Annotated in this window: 25 protein-coding genes; 6 read left to right on the top strand and 19 right to left on the bottom strand. The window is 61.9% G+C overall.

Translation table 11 applies throughout. From position 1 onward, the window contains the following. Position 1: 1 nt before the first annotated feature. From Q0936_RS13330 to Q0936_RS13300, 7 genes are all read right to left on the bottom strand, one after another. Positions 2 to 859 carry a lysophospholipid acyltransferase family protein gene (locus tag Q0936_RS13330; RefSeq protein ID WP_299142551.1) on the bottom strand — a complete coding sequence of 286 codons (858 nt, stop codon included), beginning with the start codon at positions 857 to 859 and terminating at the stop codon, positions 2 to 4. Positions 860 to 925: 66 nt separating this feature from the next. Then, positions 926 to 1195, bottom strand: a complete 270-nt coding sequence (locus tag Q0936_RS13325; protein ID WP_299142552.1) for an HPr family phosphocarrier protein — start codon at positions 1193 to 1195, stop codon at positions 926 to 928. A 3-nt stretch (positions 1196 to 1198) separates the two neighbouring features. Further along, entirely contained in the window at positions 1199 to 1594 is a 396-nt protein-coding gene (locus Q0936_RS13320; protein WP_299142554.1) for a PTS fructose transporter subunit IIA, read from the bottom strand. Continuing rightward, on the bottom strand, positions 1591 to 2472 hold the full coding sequence (gene rapZ / locus Q0936_RS13315; protein WP_299294955.1) for an RNase adapter RapZ: 882 nt from the start codon (positions 2470 to 2472) through the stop codon (positions 1591 to 1593). Before rapZ ends, Q0936_RS13320 begins: the two co-directional genes overlap by 4 nt. Further along, complete coding sequence (locus Q0936_RS13310) at positions 2469 to 2894, bottom strand: HPr kinase/phosphorylase (RefSeq protein WP_299294957.1); 426 nt, start codon at positions 2892 to 2894, stop codon at positions 2469 to 2471. The genes rapZ and Q0936_RS13310 overlap by 4 nt, the downstream gene beginning before the upstream one ends. Positions 2895 to 2900: 6 nt before the next feature. Next, entirely contained in the window at positions 2901 to 4595 is a 1695-nt protein-coding gene (locus tag Q0936_RS13305; RefSeq protein ID WP_299294959.1) for a sensor histidine kinase, read from the bottom strand. 36 nt (positions 4596 to 4631) lie between these two features. Beyond that, a complete protein-coding gene (locus tag Q0936_RS13300) occupies positions 4632 to 5333 on the bottom strand; it encodes a response regulator transcription factor (RefSeq protein ID WP_299142564.1) in 702 nt (233 codons plus the stop codon). Between the two features lie 347 nt (positions 5334 to 5680). On the opposite strand from Q0936_RS13300, the gene Q0936_RS13295 reads away from it, so the two are divergent. Continuing rightward, complete coding sequence (locus Q0936_RS13295) at positions 5681 to 7279, top strand: phosphoenolpyruvate carboxykinase (protein WP_299142567.1); 1599 nt, start codon at positions 5681 to 5683, stop codon at positions 7277 to 7279. 46 nt (positions 7280 to 7325) lie between these two features. Here Q0936_RS13295 and Q0936_RS13290 read toward each other — a convergent pair whose 3' ends face one another. Further along, positions 7326 to 8042: a hypothetical protein gene (locus Q0936_RS13290; RefSeq protein ID WP_299294961.1), complete on the bottom strand. Its 717-nt coding sequence runs from the start codon at positions 8040 to 8042 to the stop codon at positions 7326 to 7328. Positions 8043 to 8137: 95 nt separating this feature from the next. Continuing rightward, complete coding sequence (locus tag Q0936_RS13285) at positions 8138 to 9061, bottom strand: LysR family transcriptional regulator (RefSeq protein ID WP_299142572.1); 924 nt, start codon at positions 9059 to 9061, stop codon at positions 8138 to 8140. Positions 9062 to 9216: 155 nt separating this feature from the next. Between Q0936_RS13285 and Q0936_RS13280 the strand changes: the two genes are divergently transcribed. From Q0936_RS13280 to Q0936_RS13260, 5 genes are all read left to right on the top strand, one after another. Continuing rightward, positions 9217 to 9576 (top strand): helix-turn-helix transcriptional regulator, encoded by a 360-nt coding sequence (locus Q0936_RS13280; RefSeq protein WP_299142575.1) that lies wholly within the window; start codon positions 9217 to 9219, stop codon positions 9574 to 9576. 383 nt (positions 9577 to 9959) lie between these two features. Next, on the top strand, positions 9960 to 11648 hold the full coding sequence (locus Q0936_RS13275) for an acyl-CoA dehydrogenase family protein (protein ID WP_299294964.1): 1689 nt from the start codon (positions 9960 to 9962) through the stop codon (positions 11646 to 11648). 73 nt (positions 11649 to 11721) lie between these two features. Next, positions 11722 to 12312 carry a LysE family translocator gene (locus Q0936_RS13270; protein ID WP_299165147.1) on the top strand — a complete coding sequence of 197 codons (591 nt, stop codon included), beginning with the start codon at positions 11722 to 11724 and terminating at the stop codon, positions 12310 to 12312. 123 nt (positions 12313 to 12435) lie between these two features. Beyond that, a complete protein-coding gene (locus Q0936_RS13265; protein WP_299142583.1) occupies positions 12436 to 12960 on the top strand; it encodes a TetR/AcrR family transcriptional regulator in 525 nt (174 codons plus the stop codon). Then, positions 12957 to 13349, top strand: a complete 393-nt coding sequence (locus tag Q0936_RS13260) for an META domain-containing protein (protein WP_299142586.1) — start codon at positions 12957 to 12959, stop codon at positions 13347 to 13349. Before Q0936_RS13265 ends, Q0936_RS13260 begins: the two co-directional genes overlap by 4 nt. On the opposite strand, the gene recO is transcribed toward Q0936_RS13260, so the two are convergent. The 10 genes from recO to Q0936_RS13210 all read right to left on the bottom strand — a co-directional run bounded on the left by recO (position 13333) and on the right by Q0936_RS13210 (position 21366). After that, positions 13333 to 14058 (bottom strand): DNA repair protein RecO, encoded by a 726-nt coding sequence (recO, locus tag Q0936_RS13255; RefSeq protein WP_299294967.1) that lies wholly within the window; start codon positions 14056 to 14058, stop codon positions 13333 to 13335. The two genes, Q0936_RS13260 and recO, sit on opposite strands and share 17 nt — an antisense overlap. A 1-nt stretch (position 14059) precedes the next feature. After that, positions 14060 to 14389 (bottom strand): DUF1491 family protein, encoded by a 330-nt coding sequence (locus tag Q0936_RS13250; RefSeq protein WP_299294970.1) that lies wholly within the window; start codon positions 14387 to 14389, stop codon positions 14060 to 14062. 51 nt (positions 14390 to 14440) lie between these two features. Continuing rightward, a complete protein-coding gene (era, locus tag Q0936_RS13245) occupies positions 14441 to 15349 on the bottom strand; it encodes a GTPase Era (RefSeq protein WP_299294972.1) in 909 nt (302 codons plus the stop codon). Further along, complete coding sequence (gene rnc / locus Q0936_RS13240; RefSeq protein WP_299142596.1) at positions 15346 to 16032, bottom strand: ribonuclease III; 687 nt, start codon at positions 16030 to 16032, stop codon at positions 15346 to 15348. The genes era and rnc overlap by 4 nt, the downstream gene beginning before the upstream one ends. Next, positions 16029 to 16853: a signal peptidase I gene (gene lepB / locus Q0936_RS13235; RefSeq protein WP_299142597.1), complete on the bottom strand. Its 825-nt coding sequence runs from the start codon at positions 16851 to 16853 to the stop codon at positions 16029 to 16031. Before lepB ends, rnc begins: the two co-directional genes overlap by 4 nt. A gap of 126 nt (positions 16854 to 16979) precedes the next feature. Next, positions 16980 to 17387 (bottom strand): holo-ACP synthase, encoded by a 408-nt coding sequence (gene acpS, locus Q0936_RS13230; protein WP_299294974.1) that lies wholly within the window; start codon positions 17385 to 17387, stop codon positions 16980 to 16982. Next, positions 17384 to 17698, bottom strand: coding sequence for a Dabb family protein (locus tag Q0936_RS13225; protein WP_299294976.1), 315 nt, complete (start codon positions 17696 to 17698; stop codon positions 17384 to 17386). Before Q0936_RS13225 ends, acpS begins: the two co-directional genes overlap by 4 nt. Further along, positions 17695 to 18447 carry a pyridoxine 5'-phosphate synthase gene (locus Q0936_RS13220; protein WP_299294978.1) on the bottom strand — a complete coding sequence of 251 codons (753 nt, stop codon included), beginning with the start codon at positions 18445 to 18447 and terminating at the stop codon, positions 17695 to 17697. Before Q0936_RS13220 ends, Q0936_RS13225 begins: the two co-directional genes overlap by 4 nt. Before the next feature lie 96 nt (positions 18448 to 18543). Then, positions 18544 to 19203 (bottom strand): DUF2062 domain-containing protein, encoded by a 660-nt coding sequence (locus tag Q0936_RS13215; RefSeq protein ID WP_299142605.1) that lies wholly within the window; start codon positions 19201 to 19203, stop codon positions 18544 to 18546. A 12-nt stretch (positions 19204 to 19215) separates the two neighbouring features. Next, complete coding sequence (locus Q0936_RS13210; RefSeq protein ID WP_299294980.1) at positions 19216 to 21366, bottom strand: bifunctional (p)ppGpp synthetase/guanosine-3',5'-bis(diphosphate) 3'-pyrophosphohydrolase; 2151 nt, start codon at positions 21364 to 21366, stop codon at positions 19216 to 19218. Positions 21367 to 21379 lie beyond the last annotated feature (13 nt).

The raw sequence follows: 21379 nt of genomic DNA, 5'->3' as shown, positions 1-21379 counted from the left end.
TCTAGTCGGTCAACGACAGAGTGTGATCACGCAACCAAGCCATGAACCCGCGCGGATCGTCTTTCCACTTGGCCACATCTTCTTGCGGCAAGGGATGGCCAACGATCGGGCCCTGCGGCTTGTTGAGCGAATGCACGATTTCATGCAGCAACAGCCCCTGCCGAAGCATCGGCGACAGCTTGTTTGCGATCTGATAGGCGCGGCTGTTCTGACCGGGGAATTTCATAGGCACAACCGTTGCACCCGACCGGCGGATCAACTGCGCGGTAAAGACGTTCCACTCGGCCTCCACCGCTGGCCCCCAATAGGTTTCGGACGCGGCAACACCGCCTGACGGAAACAGCGCCACAACGCCGCCATCCTTGAGGTGCGACATCGCCTTTGCGCGCATCTCGACGCCTTTGCGCTGTGCGTCTTCTTCGTGCGGGAACGGCACGGGGATCATATAGCTGCCCGCCACTTCGTCGATCGCCGTCAACAGCGACCGGGTCAGAATGCGGTAGTCCGGGCGCACGCGGCCAATCAGATCGGCAAAGATCATGCCGTCGACCATCCCATGCGGGTGGTTTGCGACAACGATCACCGGCCCTTCCTTGGGGATGCGGTCCAGCTGGGATTGCGGGGTGGTCAGGTCGATGCCCATCACATCCAGGGCCGCACGCCAAAACGCCTGGCCCTGCGGCGCGCCCTGGCGTTCAAACTTGCGGATCAGGCGGAGGATCGTCAGCTTGCCAGTGAATGCTTCCATCACCCGGATAAAGGACGCCTTCCAGGGGTCCTCGAACGTCGACGCATAGGACAGGCTGCGCCGGTCATACTTGGCAAAGCTCACGGTTTCGGGCTCTGACAATTTGGTCATGTTATGCGTGCTATCGACCAAGGGTGCGCCACCTTCTTCTGCCCAGCCGCGCGGTCCACCGACGGCTCAGGCCTCTTCTCCGAACTTGTCCGCCACCAGGGCCGACACTGCCTCGGCCAGTGCGTCAGCGTCTGGACCCGAGGTTTCAACGTCAATAAAACTTCCCATCGGTGCTGCCAACATCAAAAGGCCCATAATACTGTCGCCTGATGCAGACATGCCATCCTTGTCCACCGTGGCCTGGGCGTCGAACGCCTCCACGACTTCGACCAGCTTGGCAGAGGCGCGCGCATGCAGGCCCTTGATGTTCACGATTTCAAGTCGGCGTTGGGTCATAATCTATCTGTCTGCACTTACATTCTGTGTGTCGATATACTTTTTGCCCGCGTCCAACGCCAGCCGCACCGCATCCGCCACGCCCATCTGGCGACTTTTGGCGAGTTTGATCAGCATGGGCAAATTTGCACCATACAGGATCCGCCTATCCTGCGGACGGCAGGCCAGCAGGCTCAGGTTTGAGGGCGATCCGCCAAAAAGGTCCGTGACCAGCACCACGCCATCGCCGGAATCAACGTCATCCGCGGCTTTGCAAATCTCTGCTTCTTTGTCTTTTCGGTTGTGATCGGCCTCAATGGCGATGGCGCGCACACCGGGTTGGGCGCCAACGACATGTTCGATGGCCTTGAGGTATTCGCCAGCCAGCCCGCCATGGGCCACGATCACGATTCCGATCAAGCTGATGCCTCTTCCCGTTTGCGGCGATCCAGTTCGCGATGCCGAATAGACACCTGCCAGCGCGCCTCTGCAAGGGCCGCTGCCAGAGTTTCTGCCATTGCAACCGACCTGTGTTGCCCGCCGGTACAGCCAAAGGCGACCGACAGATGCGACTTGCCCTCATCCAGATAGGCGGGCAGCAACCACAGCACCATTTCCCGCACTTTGCGCTCGAACTCGGGCGCGCGCGGATCGGTCCAGATATGCGCGCGCACCGCCGCATCCAGGCCGGTGCCGCTGCGCAGCGACGGCTCCCAAAACGGGTTCTTCAGGAACCGGCAATCGAACACCATGTCCACCGACCGGGGCAGACCGCGTTTGTAGCTGAAACTTTGAACGGACACGGCAAGCTGGCTGTGATCGCCTGGTGAAAACCAGTGTTCCACCTCTGCCCGCAACTGATGCACATTCAGATCGGAAGTGTCGATCAACACGTCCGCACGCGCGCGCAACGGGGCCAGCAGCTCAAATTCGCGTTGAATGCCCGCCTCGACCCGGTCGGCCTCGGCCAGCGGATGCCTGCGGCGCGTTTCCGAAAACCGGTTCAACAGCACGTCCGTGCCACAGTCGAGGTACAAAAGCTCAGGCACAACATCCGGCAGCGCCGCAATCTGCCCCATCGCGTCCATGATCGCCGTGATCGAGAAATCCCGGTTGCGCGGATCAATCCCGAGGGCGACCGGCTTGTCCGGCATCGGGTTGTCCAACAGCGCCCGGATCAGGCGCAGCGGCATGTTGTCGATGGCCTCATAGCCCAGGTCCTCCAAAACGCGGATGGCGCTGGATCGTCCTGCCCCGGATGGGCCAGTGACAAGAACAAGGCGGCGGGCTTGGGTCAATGCGGATCCCTTCGTGAACCCTTGAGATATTGCAGGATCGCCGCCGGCCAAGCGGGGCTCTCGACTTTGTGCAGAACGGGCAGGACATGCCCGAGATAGCGCGCCTCGTGCCATTGTGGAAGGCGCTCTTGCTCGGTTTTGTCCATGTCCACCACGACGACCATTCGTGCGGGCGATGCCTCTGCGGTCAAAAGGCCTGTGCCGCGCGCCTCGATCAGCCCTTCGATGGTGTGCGGCGCACGCGCCCAAAGCGCGCCATCCTGCGTCCAGAGGTCCGTTTGATCATCGGCAACCAGCGTCGCGCCATAGGCCATGAGCGAGAGGGCCAGCGACGATTTGCCCGTCCCCGACGCGCCCGTGATCAAGACACCCCGATCCCCCAGCGCGACGGCACTGGCATGGACACGCAGCGTCTCGACCATGCCCGATCAGACGGGCAGGCCCACGACAAAGCGCGCGCCCAGCGGTTCAGACGTGATGTCGGCATCGGTGGGACGAATGTTTTCGGCCCAGATGACGCCGCCATGCGCTTCGACGATCTGTTTCGAAATCGCGAGGCCAAGGCCGGAATTGTTGCCAAAATGCTCTTCGGGACGTTGGCTGTAGAAGCGTTTGAAAATCTTGGTCAGGGCCTGATCCGGAATGCCGGGGCCGGTGTCCTCGACGACGACAAGTACCCGGTTTTCACGTTTGCGCGCCCAGATGCGGATCGCGTCGCCATCCTCGCAAAAGGAAATCGCATTGGTGATCAGGTTGACAAAAACCTGCGCCAATCGCGCCTCGAGGCCCTGCACATCAATTGGATTGTCTGGCAGATCAGTGATAAATTCGATCCCCTTGCCGCGCGCATCTTCGCCGAGGTACTGGCCAAGATTGCCCAGCATTGTGAGCAGGTTAAAGGATTCCTCTTCCTCTTTGACAAGCTCACTGTCGAGCCGCGAGGCGTTGGAAATATCACTCACCAGACGGTCCAGGCGTCGGACGTCATGGTCGATCACATCGAGCAGCTTTTCGCGCTGATCGTCGCGCTTGACCATGCGCAACGTGCCAACGGCAGACCGCAGGGATGCCAGCGGGTTCTTGATCTCGTGCGCCACGTCGGCCGCGAACTGTTCATTGCCGTCAATGCGGTTGTAGAGCGCCGCGATCATGCCGCGCAACGCACCGGACAGGCGTCCGATCTCGTCGGGCCGCGCAGTCAGGTCGGGGATGCGGATGCGGCCCGGATTGACCTTGCGCGCGTTCTTGTCCCGGCCCAGCTCGGCCGCGGCGGCCAGATCAGCCAGCGGGTTGGCAATGGTGGAGGCCAGCACGAGGCTCAGGCCGATGGACACAAGCGTTGCGATCACAAACATCTGTAGCACCCGCTCGCGTTCGTTGCGCACCATCGCGTCGATTTCGCCTGAGGCGCTGGTCAGTGCGACAACGCCAACGGCGGCACCGTCCAGTTGGATCGGGGTCACGACGCTGAACAGCGCCCCACCCGCGCCGTCGATGCCTTCACTCACCTGCGTTTCGCCGGCCAATGACCGATCCACAAGCGGGCGCAACTGGTCTTCGACAGATGGGGTGTCTTCGGGTTCGGACGCAAAGGGGCGCGACACGATGTTCCAGACCCAGCTCAGGCTATCCGTCAGCAGCGCCAGATCTTCGCCCTCGTTGGTGGGTTGCAGCGGCGCCAACGTCCCCTGCGTCTGGGCCACGAGGTCCGTCTGCGTGTCGAACACGAACACTTCGTGCCGTTCCCGGACGTCCATCTCGGCCAGCGTGGCCTCCATGTCGATGGCGTCGCCCGTGGCCAGATCGACGGGCGATCCGCTGGGGAGTTTGGCCTCGATCACGTCGGCCACCAGTTCGGCCTGCGCCACAAGGGCGGAGATGCGTTGCACCGCCAGACTGTCGCGGGTCGAATTGAGGTACAGGATACCGGCGACGAGCACATTCAACGCAATCAGGTTGAATGTGATGATCTTGCGCGCCAGAGGCGATCCCCCCAACGACATGAGGCCGCGCCGGGCGCGACCATCCCTCATTTCTGAGGAGCTGGCTGTTTCCGGCGCCACCCAATCCTCACCCAGCACGACATCTCCGTCGCGCGATGGTGGGGTGCTCATGTCTCGCATGATGGTCCCCTCGACCAGAGCCATTCCGGCATCGTCCTAGTCTTCGTTGTAACGATAGCCGATGCCGTACAGTGTCTCAATCGCAGAGAAATCATCGTCCGCGCTGCGCATCTTCTTGCGCAAACGCTTGATGTGGCTGTCGATGGTCCGGTCATCCACATAGACTTGATCGTCATAGGCGACGTCCATCAACTGATCCCGCGATTTTACGAAACCCGGACGCTGTGCCAGTGCCTGCAACAGCAGGAATTCGGTGACCGTCAGGGACACATCGCGCCCCTTCCAGGACACCGCGTGACGCAACGGATCCATGCGCAGATCGCCGCGTTCCATCACCTTGGTCTCTTCGGTGTCGCCAACCACATCCCCGGCCACGGCATCCTGACGACGCAACAGCGCGCGGATGCGTTCCACCAGAAGCCGTTGGGAAAACGGCTTTTTGACGTAGTCGTCGGCGCCCATGCGCAGGCCCAACACCTCGTCGATCTCATCATCCTTTGACGTCAGGAAGATCACCGGCATCGTGGTTTTCTGCCGCAACCGCTGAAGCAGGTCCATCCCGTCCATGCGCGGCATCTTGATGTCGAGAACAGCCATATCCGGCAGACGCTTGTTGAATGCGTCGAGAGCGGCTTGACCATCGTTATACGTTTCGACCTCGAACCCTTCGGCTTCGAGAGTCATGGAGACGGACGTCAGGATATTCCTGTCGTCATCCACCAATGCAATCTTTGACATTGCCTGTTTCCTTGTGCTGCTCGTTATTTTTGATTTTTCCGCCATTGTTCCGTTTTTGGCCTTTCGAATCAATCAATAAGTGCGAATCAGGGCGTGATTGCCGCCCTAGACTCGCCAGAAATTGGTTAGGAATGGCTAAATTGCCGCACATTCGCGTCCTGAGTGTGCCTAATGGAAACCCTGTTTGCGCAACCGGTCGTCATGGTGGCGCTAACCTGAGGTCCCCCATCTGTTCATGTGCAGAATCCGCATGTTAAGACGCCGGAACGGAGCGACATGATGTCGTTTCCGGGCGCCATGCCCCACCTCTGACACCAAAGCCGCAGCGCGGCATCAGGAGAGTTCACATGACATTTGGACGGGTAAACCCGCAGTTCCGCCTCGAAGATCAAGGGATCAAAGGGCTGGGCGATGTCTATTATAACTTGATCGAACCCGCGCTGATCGAACGGGCCCTGGCCCGTGACGAGGGCACATTGGGCAAGGGCGGCGCGTTTCTGGTCACCACTGGCAAGTTCACCGGTCGTTCGCCCAAGGACAAACATGTCGTCAAAACGCCCAGCGTCGAAGACCACATCTGGTGGGAAAACAACGCCGCAATGACGCCCGAAGGGTTCGACGCCCTCTACGAAGACATGATCGCCCACATGAAAGGGCGCGAATACTACGTTCAGGACCTCGTGGGCGGTGCGGACCCATCCTATTCGATCAACGTGCGTATGGTGACAGAGCTGGCCTGGCACGGCCTGTTCATCCGCCACATGCTGCGCCGTCCCGATGCCGAGGACCTCGCCGACTTCATCGCAGATTTCACCGTGATCAACTGCCCGTCCTTCCAGGCGGACCCGGCCAAGCACAACTGCCGGTCCGAAACCGTGATCGCGATGAACTTTGACCGCAAGATGATCCTGATCGGCGGCACGGAATACGCCGGTGAAAACAAGAAATCCGTGTTCACGCTGCTGAACTACCTGTTGCCGGAAAAAGGCGTGATGCCGATGCACTGCTCGGCCAACCACGCGCACGGCAACCCTGTCGATACGGCCGTGTTCTTTGGCCTGTCCGGTACCGGCAAGACGACCCTGTCTGCCGATCCCGGTCGCACGCTGATTGGCGACGACGAACATGGCTGGTCAAACCGCGGCACCTTCAACTTCGAGGGTGGCTGCTATGCCAAGACGATCAACCTGAGCGCCGAGGCAGAGCCGGAAATCTACGCCACGACCGAGAAATTCGGCACGGTCATCGAAAACATGGTCCATAACCCCGACACGATGGAACTGGATTTCGAGGATGACAGCCTGACCGCCAACATGCGCTGCGCCTACCCGCTGGAATACATCTCGAACGCGTCGTCCAGCGCGCTGGGGGGTCACCCCAAGAACATCATCATGCTGACTTGCGACGCCTTTGGTGTGCTGCCTCCGATAACGCGCCTGACGCCTGCGCAGGCGATGTACCACTTCCTCTCTGGCTTTACTTCCAAGGTAGCAGGCACAGAACGCGGCGTGACCGAGCCTGAGCCCACGTTCTCCACCTGCTTTGGCGCGCCGTTCATGCCGCGCCGTCCCGAGGAATACGGCAAACTGCTGCAAGACAAGATCGCCAAGCACGGTGCAACCTGCTGGCTGGTGAACACCGGTTGGACCGGCGGCGCCTACGGCACAGGCAGCCGCATGCCTATCCGCGCCACCCGCGCGCTGCTCACCGCGGCGCTGGACGGCACTTTGGCCAAGGGTGAATTCCGCAAGGACCCCAACTTTGGCTTTGACGTGCCGGTGTCGGTGCCGGGCGTGGCGGACATCCTGCTCGATCCGCGCCGCACCTGGGATGATGGTGCGGCCTATGACGCACAGGCGGCCAAGCTGGTGGACATGTTCTCGAACAACTTTGCCCAGTACCTGCCCCACATCGACGACGACGTGCGCGCCGCCGCGATTGGCTGAACAACCACGCCAGAGGCCGCATGTCGCAGCCTCTGGCAGTCTTTCATCAGGCCGCTTCCGGCAAGACGTCGTTGAGCGGAATATCCAACAGGTATTCCAGGTCTTCGCGGCTGTTGTAGGCAAGGAACGTGTCAATCGGCGCGTCCCGCCCATCGACCACCCATTTCAAAACGCTCGGCTCAAGATGCAGATACCCGATGCGGGCTGCGAACCCTTTGAACGCCACCACGTTCAGGATGAACCCGTAGATCCAGTCCGGGTCCCACTTTTGCATCATTTCGAGCATGCCCGTACGGCCAAGCACCGGTGCCAATCCGACGCCACGGTATTTGCCACGTTCCGGGGCCACCCAGAATTCGCCGTGATACGCGACCGTACCCTCGATCCGGTGTGTGCCTGGGGTCGCGCGGAACCGCGACCGACGCTGATCAACGCCTTTGAGGGGCGGCGGAAATGCCCGGAACTGGCGCAAGAGGTAACTGCTGAGCGGACGGCCCGACAGACGGATGCGCTTGGCCGCTTGCGTGTGGATCAACGTCCCGTCTTCGGATCGGCCAATCAGCCAGAACGCATTGGCCGATGTCAGGCTGTGCTGCGACGGATCAAAGGGGGCACCCAATTTTTGCATCGGGCGCTCCTCGGCGACGATATCCCGATATTCCTCGAAATCCGTCCCGATGGTCAGCTTGATGCCCTGCGCCACCAGAATATCGCGACTGGTCGCTATGAACGGGGCCGCATTTCCCGAAAATTGAATCGTCATCCCATGTCTCCTTTGCCACACAGGACAAATTTAGAACAATGCGATGAAAATTACCCGTAATTATCTCTCGTAAAGGTGGTGATGCTTAATGCGCCCTATTGCCACTCCTTTGCAGCGACCTCGAAAACGGCGTTGGCCGGGTCGAAGTTCGGGGGGACAATGTCGGTGATGGCGTCCCGCTGTTCGTCCTCGAGGTCGGCGATATTCACCTTTGCCGTCGGCACAACCAGTGTCATCACCGCAGGCGAGCCATCCGGAAAAAACCCTGACATCATCAGACGTTGGTAGACCATCGTGGCCTGCCGTTCGTCGTAACGCTCGGGCATCCTTGTATAAACGTGGTCCAGACGCGCCATTTGCGTGGTCTGGATGTCGTGAAAGGACTGGTCGAGCATCCGACCAAATTCTTCGCCCGCGGGCAGGCGGGCAATCGGCCGACCGATGCTGGACCGGGCATAGTCGCGCCCGAACCAGTTCACATAGGCCGACTGTTCGCCAAACTCGACACAGATCCACCCCGCCTCGCCGTGCCGATACACCATCAGATAGGGGCGCACATGGGCCAACGCCGGGCTCTCGATCTGTGACGCCGCCATCATCCAGGCGCGGTACGTCTCGCGCAACAGAACCGATTCGTCGGACCAGATGCTGCCCATGGGCTGCTGTTGCTGGTAAAACACCCAGTCGCCCTCGCGCGCCTTGAGGTATTGCAACGCGCCATGCGACCCCGTCTGACCGCGCGACCAGACCTTGGACCGCATCAAAAGATCCAGCGCCTCAGGCAACGCCGCATCCCCCGCTGACGTCAATTCGTACCGCCTGTCATTGACCCGAAACAGCTTTTGACCGCGCATCACCTCAAGCTGTGCAATGTGCCGCCGCACCGTCTGGCGCGTGCTGTTCAACTCCGACACCGCATGCGACAGGTTCAGCGTGCGCGCCAGCGTCGTGAACGAGCGGATCATCTCGAACAACAGAGGGTGGTTTGTATCCGCAAGATTGGTCAAAGGAGCGTTCACGCAGTGCCTCAATGTATGACTGGTAACACCATAAGGGTAAACCAATCATACAACAATGCAACATTTACGTGTGGTTCTGAGTTATATCTTCTCAATTGAACCAATATCGCGGATCGCCGATCACTCTGGTTGAAACAACCGGAGGTAACCATTTCATGTCGCATCCCGTCGACGTCCACGTAGGAAAACGTCTCAAGCAAATCCGCACGCTGCGCCGCATGTCGCAGACCGATGTGGCCAAACGCCTGGAACTGTCCTTTCAGCAAATCCAGAAATACGAAATCGGATCCAACCGGATCGCAGCCAGCCGCCTGTTCGAATTGTCGCGCATTCTGGACGTCCCAACGTCCTACTTCTTCGAAGGTCTGCTGGATGCCGATCCCGCGCCGCGCCGCGACAACGGCATGGACATCGTGAACGCGCTGGCCGCCATCGAAGATGAAAAGATCAAGTCGCGTATAGTGACGTTCATCGAAGACGTGTCCGGCCTGACCGTGGCCCGCCGCGCGTCCTGAAACACCGGCGGCAGGGGCCTGTTCCCTGTCTTCACGGCACGGCCGGGACCGTGCCAAAGGTGCCTATCTCATTGCACTATATGATGTTTCGCTCAGCCTGTGGCCTAGAATGGCCCGTGTGATACCTCCAGGCTGGGCGGACATCTTTCCCGATCTCCACCACATCACTTGCCCGCTGCATCGCCCCAATTCCCTTGGCGCCAGACGCATGTCTGTTGCACTATAGTACGCGATCAACAGCGATAGGCCTGCCGCCGTGCGCCGCAATGCAGCGGAATACCCGCGCAAGAATAGAACAAATGGCCGCAGTAGAATGAATATTAATTGCGCTGCACCTGCAAAGTAGATAGTCAGGCGTGACACCGCGAACAGGGAGCAGCGCCATGGCACATGACGGACAGGATTTGGGTGGAATGACACCTATATTACTTGATGATCTTCTTGCTCTAACCGGACAGGCCATCGCCCCGGTCGAATCCATAACAGAGCTTGCCCGCACCCGCCTGCGCGAACAACTCAGCGTTGATGGTCGCGTCTCGGGCGCGCTGGTTGAGGAACACCAGACCGCCGCCCACGGCCTCGCATGGCTCGCGACCTACACGGAATCGCTGCGCCAGATGCACAAATGGGCCACCAACCTCGACGCTCAGTCCAAATTTGGCGAGGTCGAGGCGCTGATTCTCCAGATCACGTTTGGCGAATACCTCTGGCAGGTCTATGGCGGCATCCAGATGAACCAGGGCGAAGTGCTGCGCCTGCAGGACATGGGCCTGACCCAGGACGACATGCGCGGCATGATGGACCCCGCCGTGATGACCCTGACCCAATCCGGCAACACACAGGCCGCGCGGATGCGCCTTGTTGAGCTGATGCAGGAACGCAGCGCCGAAATCACCGTTGGCGCGTCCGGTCTGGATGACGAACTGGAAATGATTCGCGAACAGTTCCGCCGCTACGCCGTGGACAAGGTCGAACCCTTTGCCCACGACTGGCACCTCAACGATGAACTGATCCCCATGGAGGTGATCGAGGAACTGGCCGAAATGGGTGTGTTCGGCCTGACCATCCCCGAGGAATACGGCGGCTTTGGCCTGTCCAAAGCGTCGATGTGCGTCGTCTCTGAAGAGTTGTCGCGCGGCTACATCGGTGTCGGATCGCTCGGCACCCGGTCCGAAATCGCGGCTGAACTGATTATTGCGGGCGGCACCGAAGAGCAGAAACAGAAATGGCTGCCGCAACTGGCCAGCGCCGAAACCCTGCCCACGGCTGTCTTTACCGAACCCAACACCGGCTCTGACCTGGGCAGCCTGCGCACCCGCGCGGTCAAGGACGAGAACGGCGACTACAAGATCACCGGCAACAAGACCTGGATCACCCACGCCGCCCGGACGCAGGTGATGACCCTGCTGGCGCGCACCGATCCCGCCACAACCAACTACAAAGGTCTGTCGATGTTCCTGGCCGAAAAGACGCCCGGCACGGACGAGGCACCCTTCCCCACCGAGGGCATGACCGGCGGCGAGATCGAAGTGCTGGGCTACCGCGGCATGAAGGAATACGAGCTGGGCTTCGACAACTTCCATGTGAAGGGTGAAAACCTGCTGGGCGGCGAAGAGGGCAAAGGCTTCAAGCAGTTGATGGAAACGTTCGAATCCGCGCGCATCCAGACAGCGGCCCGTGCCATCGGTGTCGCCCAATCCGCGCTCGACATCTCGATGCAATATGCGCTGGACCGCAAACAATTCGGCAAGTCCCTGATCAACTTCCCCCGCGTCGCCAACAAGCTGGCGATGATGGCGGTCGAAATCATGGTCGCGCGGCAGCTCACCTACTTCTCCGCCTTTGAAAAGGACGAGGGGCGCCGCTGCGACGTCGAGGCGGGCATGGCCAAACTGCTCGGCGCGCGTGTGGCGTGGGCGGCTGCGGACAACGGGCTGCAAATCCACGGCGGCAACGGCTTTGCGCTGGAATACAAGATTTCCCGCGTGCTGTGCGACGCCCGCATCCTCAACATCTTTGAAGGTGCCGCCGAAATTCAGGCTCAGGTCATCGCCCGCCGTCTGCTCGGGTGAACAAAACTTCGGGCGCGCGTGTTCCACCATGCGCGCCCATTGACGTGGTCGGCAAAACCCTGAATCTGGGCGCATGATCGCCTTTGCCGCTGCCGTCTTTTTCCTGATCATCACACCCGGTCCCGGCGTCCTGTCCGCCGCGGGGGTGGGTGCGGCCTACGGGATGCAGCCGGGCCTGCGCTATGTGCTGGGCCTGTTCATCGGCAACAACCTGGTGATTCTCGCCGTCGTCTCTGGTCTGGCCGCGCTGGTACTGGCCGATCCGGTCATCCGCACCGCCCTCTTTGTGCTGTCGACGGCCTACCTGCTCTACCTCGCGCTGCGCATCGCCTTCGCCGGCTCGAAACTGGCCTTTCAGCCCGCCACGTCCGAACCCGGTGTGCTGGCGGGCATCCTGCTGCAACCGATCAATCCCAAGGCCTACGCCGTCAACACCGCCCTCTTTTCCGGCTTTTCCATCTTTCCGGACGCGCTGGTGGCCGAGGCCCTGTGGAAACTCTTTGTCGTAAACGCGGTCTGGATCCCGATCCACGTGCTTTGGGTCTGGTTCGGCGGACGGCTCAAGGCCCTCAACCTGCCCCCCGCCCGCCAAAGAACAGTGAACTACGCCATGGCTGCCTCCATGTTGCTGGTGGTGGGGCTCGCGGTGCTGTCCGCGTTCTGACCGCGTCCCACCCTGCCGCAAATCTGCGCATGCCCGCCGCCGGAATGTGCGACAAAGCGCCCAAACCGGACCCCGCCCCGCCTTTCCCTTGCGCCCCAGCATACTCGGACGTATCGCGGACCCATGGCAAAGACACCCCTCTCCCCCGCAACATGGATCGACGCCGGTCTGGCACAGCTCACCGCAGAGGGCCCCCTGGCCCTGCGCGCAGAACCCCTGTCCCGGCACCTCAAAACGTCCAAGGGCTCGTTCTATTGGCATTTCAAGGACGTCCCCGCCTTTCAAGAGGCCCTTCTGGCCGAGTGGAAGGCACGCGCCCTGACGCAACTGGAAACGGATGCAGGCATGGACGGGTCCGACACGGACAAGATGATCCGCTTTGGCCAATCCGTACAGGAAGACACCGCAGGCCCCGCACTGCGCGCATGGGCGCACGCCGACGCCACCGTGTCCAAGGCCGTGGCCCAGGTCGACGCTGCCCGCATGACCCGCCTGATCGCCCTGATGTCCGGCATCGGCGTCACGAACGAGGACTTTGCCAAGGCGGCCTACGGCGCGTTGGTGGGCCTCAAGCAGATGCACTCGGACGATGGTGACGCGCTGGTGGCCTTTGCCGCGCTGGTCGATCTGGTGATGGCGCTCAAGTGATCCGCCTGTCTGCGTTGCTGCTGGTGGGGTTGATCCCCGCCTGCGAGGCGGATGAAACCGTCGCGCGCTACGGGGCCGGTGGCGTCACATGGACGCTGGTGGAACTGGATGGCGCACCCTTTGACGCGCGCGTCACGCTGGAATTTGCCGACGGCGGTCCGATCGCGGGCCAAGCGCCCTGCAACAGCTTTACCACCACAAATCTGGTCCCCTATCCGTGGTTCGAACTGTCGCCCATCGCCGCGACCAAACGGGCCTGCCCCGACCTCGACGCCGAAACGCGGTTCTTCACGGCCTTTGCCGCCATGACCCAATCCGAGGTCCGACCCTACACGCTGTTCCTGCGCAACGACGCAGGCCAGGAGATGAAGTTCACAAGCCCCGGCTGAACGCGTCCACAAACCGCCCCCGCGCCTCGGGCAAGGGGCGCTGGCCCAGATCCGGCGCCAAATGGTGCGCCAGAAAATATCCCGTGGTCTCGAACCCCTGCGCAATCTCGATGTCCGGCGCATCGCCCTCACCCCGCAACACCGGCGGCAGGGGCAACAACCGCTGCGCCCAATCCCCGGCGCCCGCGCGCGACACCGCCCGCCCGGACTTGGGCGACACATAGGCCAGATCATCCACACCACCCGTCACCGCACAGCAGGACAGGTCCAGACCAAACCCCATCTCTTCCAGCAATGCCAACTCCCAACGCAGGTAGGCAAGCGGCCAAACCTCGTTCTGCCCCAAGAGGTCCAGCAACTGCTCCGTCCGGCGATAAAGTGGCAGATGCGCCTCGCGCTCGGGCAGGCAAAACGCCAACAGCGCCGTGACCGCGTTCAACCCGGCCAGCGCCAAACGATCCCCCATGACCAAGGCGGCCCGACTGCGCACCGGCTCAACGGCGAAACTGCCGATATGATCCTCCAGCCGCGCCCGCCACGCCACGTCAAGCTGCGCACCCGGCTGCAGGATCGGGGCGATCTTGCGACTGGTGCCACCGCGCACAACGCCCGCATGCCGCCCACGATCCGGCGTGAACACATCGATAATGGCGCTGGTCTCACCGTGACGGCGCACACTCAACAAAATGCCCGTGTCGCGCCACTCCATCTCAGGTCAACCCCGGCTCATCCAGCAAATGCCGCCCGGCCCGGTCCTCAACCTCGATCACCCAGACATCCGGATCAAACCCCCGCTGCCGCGCAATGGCCGCATCCACATCCGCTTCTGCACCCTCGGCCAGCGTGGCCCAGACGCGCGTGTCCGACATCAGATCAAAAGACCGCTGAAACAACACGCACTGACCGTCCAGCGTGTTCAACTTGACCAACACCGCACCGCCAGTGTCATCGCCATGCGCCACGACAAAGGCCGGAATATCCGCCAGCCGCAGCCGCGCCAAATAGGCATCCACCCAGAACCGAGAGGTCAGGCGCGCCATGGCTTCATTGTTCTCCCAATATGCCCCCCGGAGGGTCGGTCCGCACAGATGTCAGGCGTTTCCATCTTTGAAATTCAGCCCCATTTCGGAATAGCGCTCAGCATCTTCCTGCCATTTCTCGCGCACTTTGACCTGCAGGAACAGATGCACCTTACGGCCCAGGAACTCGGTCAGCTCGGCGCGGCTCGCCTGGCTCACCGCCTTGATCGTCTCACCCTTGTGACCCAGCAGGATCCCCTTGTGGCCATCCCGGCTGACATAGATCACCTGGTCAATCTTGGCCGACCCATCCTTGCGCTCTTCCCAGTTCTCGGTCTCCACCGTCAACTGATAGGGCAGTTCCTGATGCAGGCGCAGGGTCAGCTTTTCCCGCGTCATCTCGGCGGCAATCATCCGCATGGGCAGATCGGCAATCTGATCCTCGGGGTACAGCCATGGGCTCTCCGGCACCTGCCCCGCCAACCAGCCGCGCAACGTGTCGACCCCGTGGCCCTTTTCGGCAGAGATCATGAACGTCTCCGCAAAATCATAGGCCTCATTCAGTTTTTCGGTCAGGCCTAGCAAAACGGGCGCCTCGACCCGGTCGATCTTGTTGATGGCCAGCGCAACGGTGCGGCCCTTGCCAATGTCGGCAAGCCCTTCGAGGATGCGCTCCACCCCCGGTGTCACGCCGCGATGCGCCTCGACCATCAGCACAACCACATCCGCATCGGCGGCCCCACCCCACGCGGCGGCCACCATCGCGCGGTCCAGACGACGGCGCGGCTGGAACAGGCCCGGCGTGTCCACGAACACGATCTGGCTCTCGCCCTCCATGGCCACACCCCGAATGCGCGCACGCGTGGTCTGGACCTTGTGGGTCACGATGCTGACCTTGGCCCCGACCATGCGGTTCAGCAGTGTGGACTTGCCCGCGTTGGGCTCTCCGATCAGGGCGACGAAACCGGCGCGCGTGCTCATGTGTCTTGCTCCAATTCCGCCAACAGCGCCTTTGCGGCGGCCTGCTGTGCGTCCCGTTTCGATCCGGCGGTGGCCTCTGCGGCCGCCCCGGTGTCCAGTTGCACGCTGATGGTAAAGACCGGCGCATGATCCGGCCCGCTGCGCGCCGTTTCCACATAGCGCGGCGGCGCCAGTTTGCGCGCCTGCGCCCATTCCTGCAGCGCGGTCTTGGGGTCGCGCGCGTCCTGCTCGACCCGCGTGATACGATCACCCCAGAGCCGCAGGATCATGTCCCGCGCCGTGGCAAAGCCCGCATCAAGGTACACGGCGGCAATCACCGCCTCGGCTGCATCACCCAGCAGCGCCTGCTTGCGCCGCCCGCCCGACATCATCTCGGACCGGCCCAACCGCAGCACATCGCCCAATCCAACCTCACGCGCGACATCGGCGCAGGTCTCCTTGCGCACCAGCGCGTTGAACCGTGGGGCCAGCAGCCCCTCGGCCGCACCGGTGTCGGCTTCCAGCAGGGCCTCGGCCATCACCAGCCCCAGCACCCGGTCACCCAGAAATTCCATCCGCTGATTGTCCGACCGCGTGGCCGACGACATCGACGCATGCGTGACCGCCTCGATCAGCAAGTCCGGTGTGGCAAACACATGGCCGATCCGCGCCTCAAAGGCCCTGAGATCCGCGCCCAGTTTCACTCAACACCCTTAAAGAAGCGGTTCCCGCGCCACGTCCAGAAGAACAGCATCGACCGCCCCGCAGACGAGAACATGATCCGATCCGCGCGCCCGATCAGGTTTTCGTAAGGCACGTACCCCACGCCCCCCGCGACCTGCGCCAACCGGCTGTCGGACGAGTTGTCGCGGTTGTCCCCCATGAAAAAGTAATGCCCCTCGGGCACACGGTAGACGGACGTGTTGTCCGACCCCTGCACACCGACATTCAGCACAACGTGGCTGCTGCCATCCGGAAAGGTCTCGACAAACCGCGCCTTGGTGCATTCCGCACCCTCACCCACTGCGCCGCTTTCGCAACGCGGGCGCAGGCCCTGCGGCCCCTGACGGTCAAAAATCTCGGTGAACGTGCCAGCGGGGTCCTGCGGCACGGGCGTGCCATTCAGGATGATCTGACCATCCTTGACCTGAACCGTGTCGCCGGGCAGGCCCACAAGGCGCTTGATGTAATCCGACCCCGACACCGGGTGGCGGAACACCACAACATCGCCGCGCTCAGGCTCACCCGCCAGAATACGTGTGTTGTCGCCGTCAATGAACCCGCACAGCTTCTTGGCATCCAACCCGATGATCGGGATCGACGGGCAAGAGGCATAGGAATAGCCGTAGGCCATCTTGTTCACGAACAGGAAATCACCAATCAGCAGCGTCTCTTTCATCGACCCTGACGGGATCCAGAACGGCTGAAAGAACAGCGTGCGGAACACACCCGCAATCAACAGCGCGTACACAACAGTCTTGATCGTCTCGACCACGCCGTTTTGCGATTTTTCCTTGGCGGCCATGGGGCGCTCCTGCTCGAGGTTGTTTCAGGCTACATGCGGGTGACAACCCAAGGTGTCAAGGCGCGCACCACTCTGAGCGCGTGGCCTCCATGGCCATCACAGGGGATTGAACAGGTCAGCCGCGTTTCACCCCTGACCCAACGGGCGCGCCTCGATCACCACAAAGGCCTGCGCCCAGGGGTGATCATCGGTCAGCGTGACGTGAATGATCGCCTCGTGGCCCGGCGGCGTCATCTCGGCCAAACGCTCGGCGGCCCAACCTGTCACCGCCATCACCGGCTGCCCGGTGCGCAGGTTGCTGACGGCCATGTCCCGCCAACTGATCCCCATGCGCAGCCCCGTGCCCAGCGCCTTGGAACAGGCCTCTTTCGCGGCCCAGCGTTTCGCATAGGTGCCCGCCACGTCTTTGCGCCGCTCGGCCTTGGCCTGCTCCACATCGGTAAACACACGGTTGCGGAACCGGTCGCCGAACCGGTCCAACGTGCCCTGTATCCGCTCGATATTGGCCAGATCCGTGCCGACCCCCAGGATCACGCCGGCGCCTCGATGTCATAGACGCGGATGCCCGCGCCACCGCCATCGCACAACGCCACCAGCTCCGCGCCCAGCGCAACGTGGTCGGGATGCACCGCATAGGCCGCCAATGCCGCCGGGCTGTCCGCATCAAAGGTAAACCCGTAGACAAACCCCGGCGTCTTGCCCTCGTAATCCCGGTTTGGCCCGGCACAAAAACCGCCACAGCCCTCGAGCCGCTCAACCAGGTCCGCCAGATCCAGCATCACCCGGTCCAACACCGCCCGGTCCGCATCCGCCGCCAGCTGCAACATCACACAATGCCGGATCATGCGCGCGCCTCGTCCATCAGACGGCGCATTTCGCGGATCGCAGGGTCCAGGCCCAGAAAAATCGCCTCACCAATCAGGAAATGCCCGATGTTCAGCTCCATCACCTCGGGAAATGCCGCAACGGGTGCAACCGTTTCATAGGTCAGCCCGTGGCCCACATGCACCTCCAACCCCAACCCATGCGCAAAGGCGGACATCTCGCGCATCGCATCCAACTCACGGTCGCGGTCCTCGAACCGGCCCTCATGATGGGCGTCGCAATAGGCCCCCGAATGCAGCTCGATCACCTGCGCGCCAATCCGGTGCGCCGCCTCGATCTGGCGTTTATCTGCGGCGATAAAGATCGACACCCGGCACCCGGCATCGCGCAGGGGCGCAATGAAATGGGCCAGCCGGTTTTCCTCGCGCGCCACTTCGAGGCCCCCCTCGGTGGTGCGTTCCTCGCGCTTTTCGGGCACGATGCACACTGCGTGCGGCTTGTGACGCAGCGCAATGGCCTGCATCTCGTCAGTGGCGGCCATCTCGAAATTCAGCGGCACCTCCAGCACATCCATCAGCCCCTCAATGTCGGCATCCGAGATATGGCGGCGATCCTCACGCAAATGCGCGGTGATCCCGTCGGCCCCTGCGGCCTCGGCGATCTTGGCCGCGCGCAACGGGTCCGGCGTGTCGCCGCCGCGCGCGTTGCGCACGGTCGCCACGTGGTCAATGTTCACGCCCAGTCTCAGGCGGCCCAACGGAGAGGTCATGGCATCAGTCCCTTGTGATCCTTGCCCCGCAACCTAGTGCGCCGCACCGCGCGTGGAAATGCCGACAAAGCGCGAAAATTGTACCAAGCCGCGCGCTCAGTCCGCCTTGTTCTTGATTTCTGTGGCCTTGGCCGCCGCCTTGGCCTTGAGCGCGTCGAACTTGGCCTTGATCGCGCCGCGACGCCGCTTTTGATAGGCGCGGATCACCGGCACCGACAGGTAATAGCAAATCGTGGCCGCAATGATGCCCGGCACGATCCCCCCCACCAGGTAGGGAAAGAATATCTCGTCGTAAAAGGTCGACAATCCGGTCCAGTCGCGCGGCTCACCCAGCAACATATGCTTGAGGTTCAGCCACAAATCCTCGCCCGCATCCACAAACTTGCCGCCAAAGGACCGCGTCGTTCCTTCCTGCATCTCCGAGCCCAGCAACCAGTGGCCGGTCTGCAAAGAGATGATGCCAATCGGCACATAGGTCAGCGGGTTGCCGAAAAACGTCGCCATCAACGAGGCCAGGATATTGCCCCGCATCACCGTGGCGATGAACGCCGCGACAAAGAAATGCATGCCATAAAACGGGCTGAACGTGGTGAAAACGCCCGCCCAGATGCCGCGCGCGATCTTTTCTGGCGTGTCGGGCAGCCGGCGGACCCGGTGTTTGACGTATTGAAACGCACGCGCCCATCCGCCCCGTGGCCAGAGGAACTCCAGCACGGCGCGCAGAAACGGTTTGGGGTCGCGGCGCTTGAAAACCACTGTCTGCCTTTCTTATTCGCCTTGCGACGCGGCGCTCGCCTGTGCGTCTGGCGGCACAATACGGCGGTGGCGCCCGATGGTTGCAACATCACTTTCGGCCTGAAGCGCGCCCATCAGCGAATGCAGATGCGGCGCGTCCCGCAATTCCACATAGATCAGCAGTCGGTAAAAGTCAGGTTTGCGATCCAGAAATTCCAGGTCCGAGATATTGGCCCGCGTTTCGCCAATCAATGTGCAAATACGCCCCAATACGCCCGCGTCATTCCCGATCGTCAGTTCCAGCGTCACCCCGTAAACAGCCGGGTGCGCACCCTCGTGCCAGTGCAGGTCCACCCAGCGGTCGGGCTGTTCTTCGTATTCGACCAGACGGCCACAATCGATGGCGTGGACAACCACACCCTCGCCCCGAAAGGTGATGCCGACAATCCGCTCACCCGGCAGCGGCTCGCAACACTTGGCCCGTTGGAAATTCTGCCCCGGCAGCAGGCCTATGACAGCCCGGCGCGCGTCAACTTCCTTGCCCGGTTTCGGCGTCAGGTCCGGATAGATGGACTGGACCACCTCGCGTCCGGTCAACTCCGCCGATCCCAGCCGCGCCAGCACGTCATCCACCCCGCCCAGACGCAGTTGCTTGGACGCGGCCTCCAGCGCCTTGTCGGTCGCCTTCTTGCGCACATGCGCAAAGGCCGAACGCGCCAATTCGCGCCCCAGCGTGATGAACCGCTCGCGGTCCGCCTCGCGCAGGGACCGACGGATGGCGGTCTTGGCCTTGCCGGTGGTGGCAATCTCCAGCCACGTGGCCTGCGGCGTCTGCCCCTCGGCAGTGATGATGTCGACCGACTGCCCGTTCTTGACCCGCGTCCACAGAGGCACACGCATCCCGTCCACCTTGGCACCCACACAGGCGTTGCCGATCCGCGTGTGGATTGCATAGGCAAAGTCGATGGGCGTCGCCCCGCGCGGCAGTTTCACCACCTCGCCCTTGGGCGTAAAACAGAACACCTGGTCCGAATACATCTCCAGCTTGACCGCCTCGAGGAAATCCTCGTGATCGTCCTCGCCGTCAAACTGCTCGGTCAGTTGCGCAATCCACTTGGCCGGATCCACGGCAAAGGGGTTCTGCGACCGCACCCCGTCGCGGTAAGACCAATGCGCGGCCACACCTGTCTCGGCCACGTCATGCATCTGGCGGGTGCGGATCTGCACCTCGACCCGCTTGCCATCACGGCCCGACACTGTGGTGTGGATCGACCGATAGCCATTGGTCTTGGGCTGGCTGATGTAATCCTTGAACCGCCCCGGCACCGCCCGCCACCGCTGGTGGATCGCGCCCAGCGCACGGTAACAATCCTCTTCGCTGTCGGTGACAACCCGGAAGCCGTAGATGTCCGACAACCGGGAAAAGGACTGATCCTTTTCCTGCATCTTGCGCCAGATCGAATAGGGTTTCTTGGCGCGGCCAAAGACCTCGGCCACAATCGACACTTTTTCTAACTCGTGACGCATGTCGCCGGTGATGCGCTGGATCACGTCGCCGGTCTCGCGCTGCATGGTGATGAAACGCCGGATGATCGAAGACCGCGCATCCGGGTTCAACGTCTTGAAGGCCAGATCCTCCAGCTCTTCGCGCATCCACTGCATCCCCATGCGCCCGGCCAGCGGGGCAAAGATGTCCATGGTCTCACGGGCCTTCTGGGTCTGCTTTTCGGCGCGCATCGACCGGATCGTGCGCATGTTGTGCAGCCGGTCACTCAGCTTGACCAGAATGACACGCATGTCCTTTGACATAGCCATGAACAGCTTGCGAAAGTTCTCGGCCTGCTTGGTCTCGACACTCGACAACTGCAGATTGGTCAGCTTGGTGACCCCGTCCACCAGCTTGGCCACCTCTTCGCCAAACTGCTCGGACACCATGGAATAGCTGGCCTTGGTGTCCTCGATCGTGTCGTGCAACAGGGCGGTGACGATGGTCGCATCATCCAACTGCTGCTCTGTCAGAATGGCGGCAACAGCGACGGGATGTGTAAAATAGGGCTCGCCCGAATGGCGGAACTGGCCCTCGTGCATCTGGCCGCCGAACACATAGGCACGGCGGATCAGGTCTTCGTTTGTCTTGGGATTGTAGTTGCGGACCAGCGCGATCAGATCGTCGGCAGAGATCATCCAGTCCGCACCT

It is taken from the genome of uncultured Tateyamaria sp., from assembly GCF_947488715.1.
Taxonomy (GTDB): Bacteria; Pseudomonadota; Alphaproteobacteria; order Rhodobacterales; family Rhodobacteraceae; genus Tateyamaria.
This window is presented reverse-complemented; position numbering and strand designations above follow the sequence as displayed.

Coding starts and splice junctions, on each gene's coding strand:
- Q0936_RS13330 (WP_299142551.1), bottom strand. CDS start 859: ATGACCAAATTGTCAGAGCCCGAAACCGTGAGCTTTGCCAAGTATGAC.
- Q0936_RS13325 (WP_299142552.1), bottom strand. CDS start 1,195: ATGACCCAACGCCGACTTGAAATCGTGAACATCAAGGGCCTGCATGCG.
- Q0936_RS13310 (WP_299294957.1), bottom strand. CDS start 2,894: ATGGTCGAGACGCTGCGTGTCCATGCCAGTGCCGTCGCGCTGGGGGAT.
- Q0936_RS13305 (WP_299294959.1), bottom strand. CDS start 4,595: ATGCGAGACATGAGCACCCCACCATCGCGCGACGGAGATGTCGTGCTG.
- Q0936_RS13300 (WP_299142564.1), bottom strand. CDS start 5,333: ATGTCAAAGATTGCATTGGTGGATGACGACAGGAATATCCTGACGTCC.
- Q0936_RS13295 (WP_299142567.1), top strand. CDS start 5,681: ATGACATTTGGACGGGTAAACCCGCAGTTCCGCCTCGAAGATCAAGGG.
- Q0936_RS13290 (WP_299294961.1), bottom strand. CDS start 8,042: ATGACGATTCAATTTTCGGGAAATGCGGCCCCGTTCATAGCGACCAGT.
- Q0936_RS13280 (WP_299142575.1), top strand. CDS start 9,217: ATGTCGCATCCCGTCGACGTCCACGTAGGAAAACGTCTCAAGCAAATC.
- Q0936_RS13275 (WP_299294964.1), top strand. CDS start 9,960: ATGGCACATGACGGACAGGATTTGGGTGGAATGACACCTATATTACTT.
- Q0936_RS13270 (WP_299165147.1), top strand. CDS start 11,722: ATGATCGCCTTTGCCGCTGCCGTCTTTTTCCTGATCATCACACCCGGT.
- Q0936_RS13265 (WP_299142583.1), top strand. CDS start 12,436: ATGGCAAAGACACCCCTCTCCCCCGCAACATGGATCGACGCCGGTCTG.
- recO (WP_299294967.1), bottom strand. CDS start 14,058: ATGGAGTGGCGCGACACGGGCATTTTGTTGAGTGTGCGCCGTCACGGT.
- Q0936_RS13250 (WP_299294970.1), bottom strand. CDS start 14,389: ATGGCGCGCCTGACCTCTCGGTTCTGGGTGGATGCCTATTTGGCGCGG.
- era (WP_299294972.1), bottom strand. CDS start 15,349: ATGAGCACGCGCGCCGGTTTCGTCGCCCTGATCGGAGAGCCCAACGCG.
- lepB (WP_299142597.1), bottom strand. CDS start 16,853: ATGGCCGCCAAGGAAAAATCGCAAAACGGCGTGGTCGAGACGATCAAG.
- Q0936_RS13225 (WP_299294976.1), bottom strand. CDS start 17,698: ATGATCCGGCATTGTGTGATGTTGCAGCTGGCGGCGGATGCGGACCGG.
- Q0936_RS13220 (WP_299294978.1), bottom strand. CDS start 18,447: ATGACCTCTCCGTTGGGCCGCCTGAGACTGGGCGTGAACATTGACCAC.
- Q0936_RS13210 (WP_299294980.1), bottom strand. CDS start 21,366: ATGATCTCTGCCGACGATCTGATCGCGCTGGTCCGCAACTACAATCCC.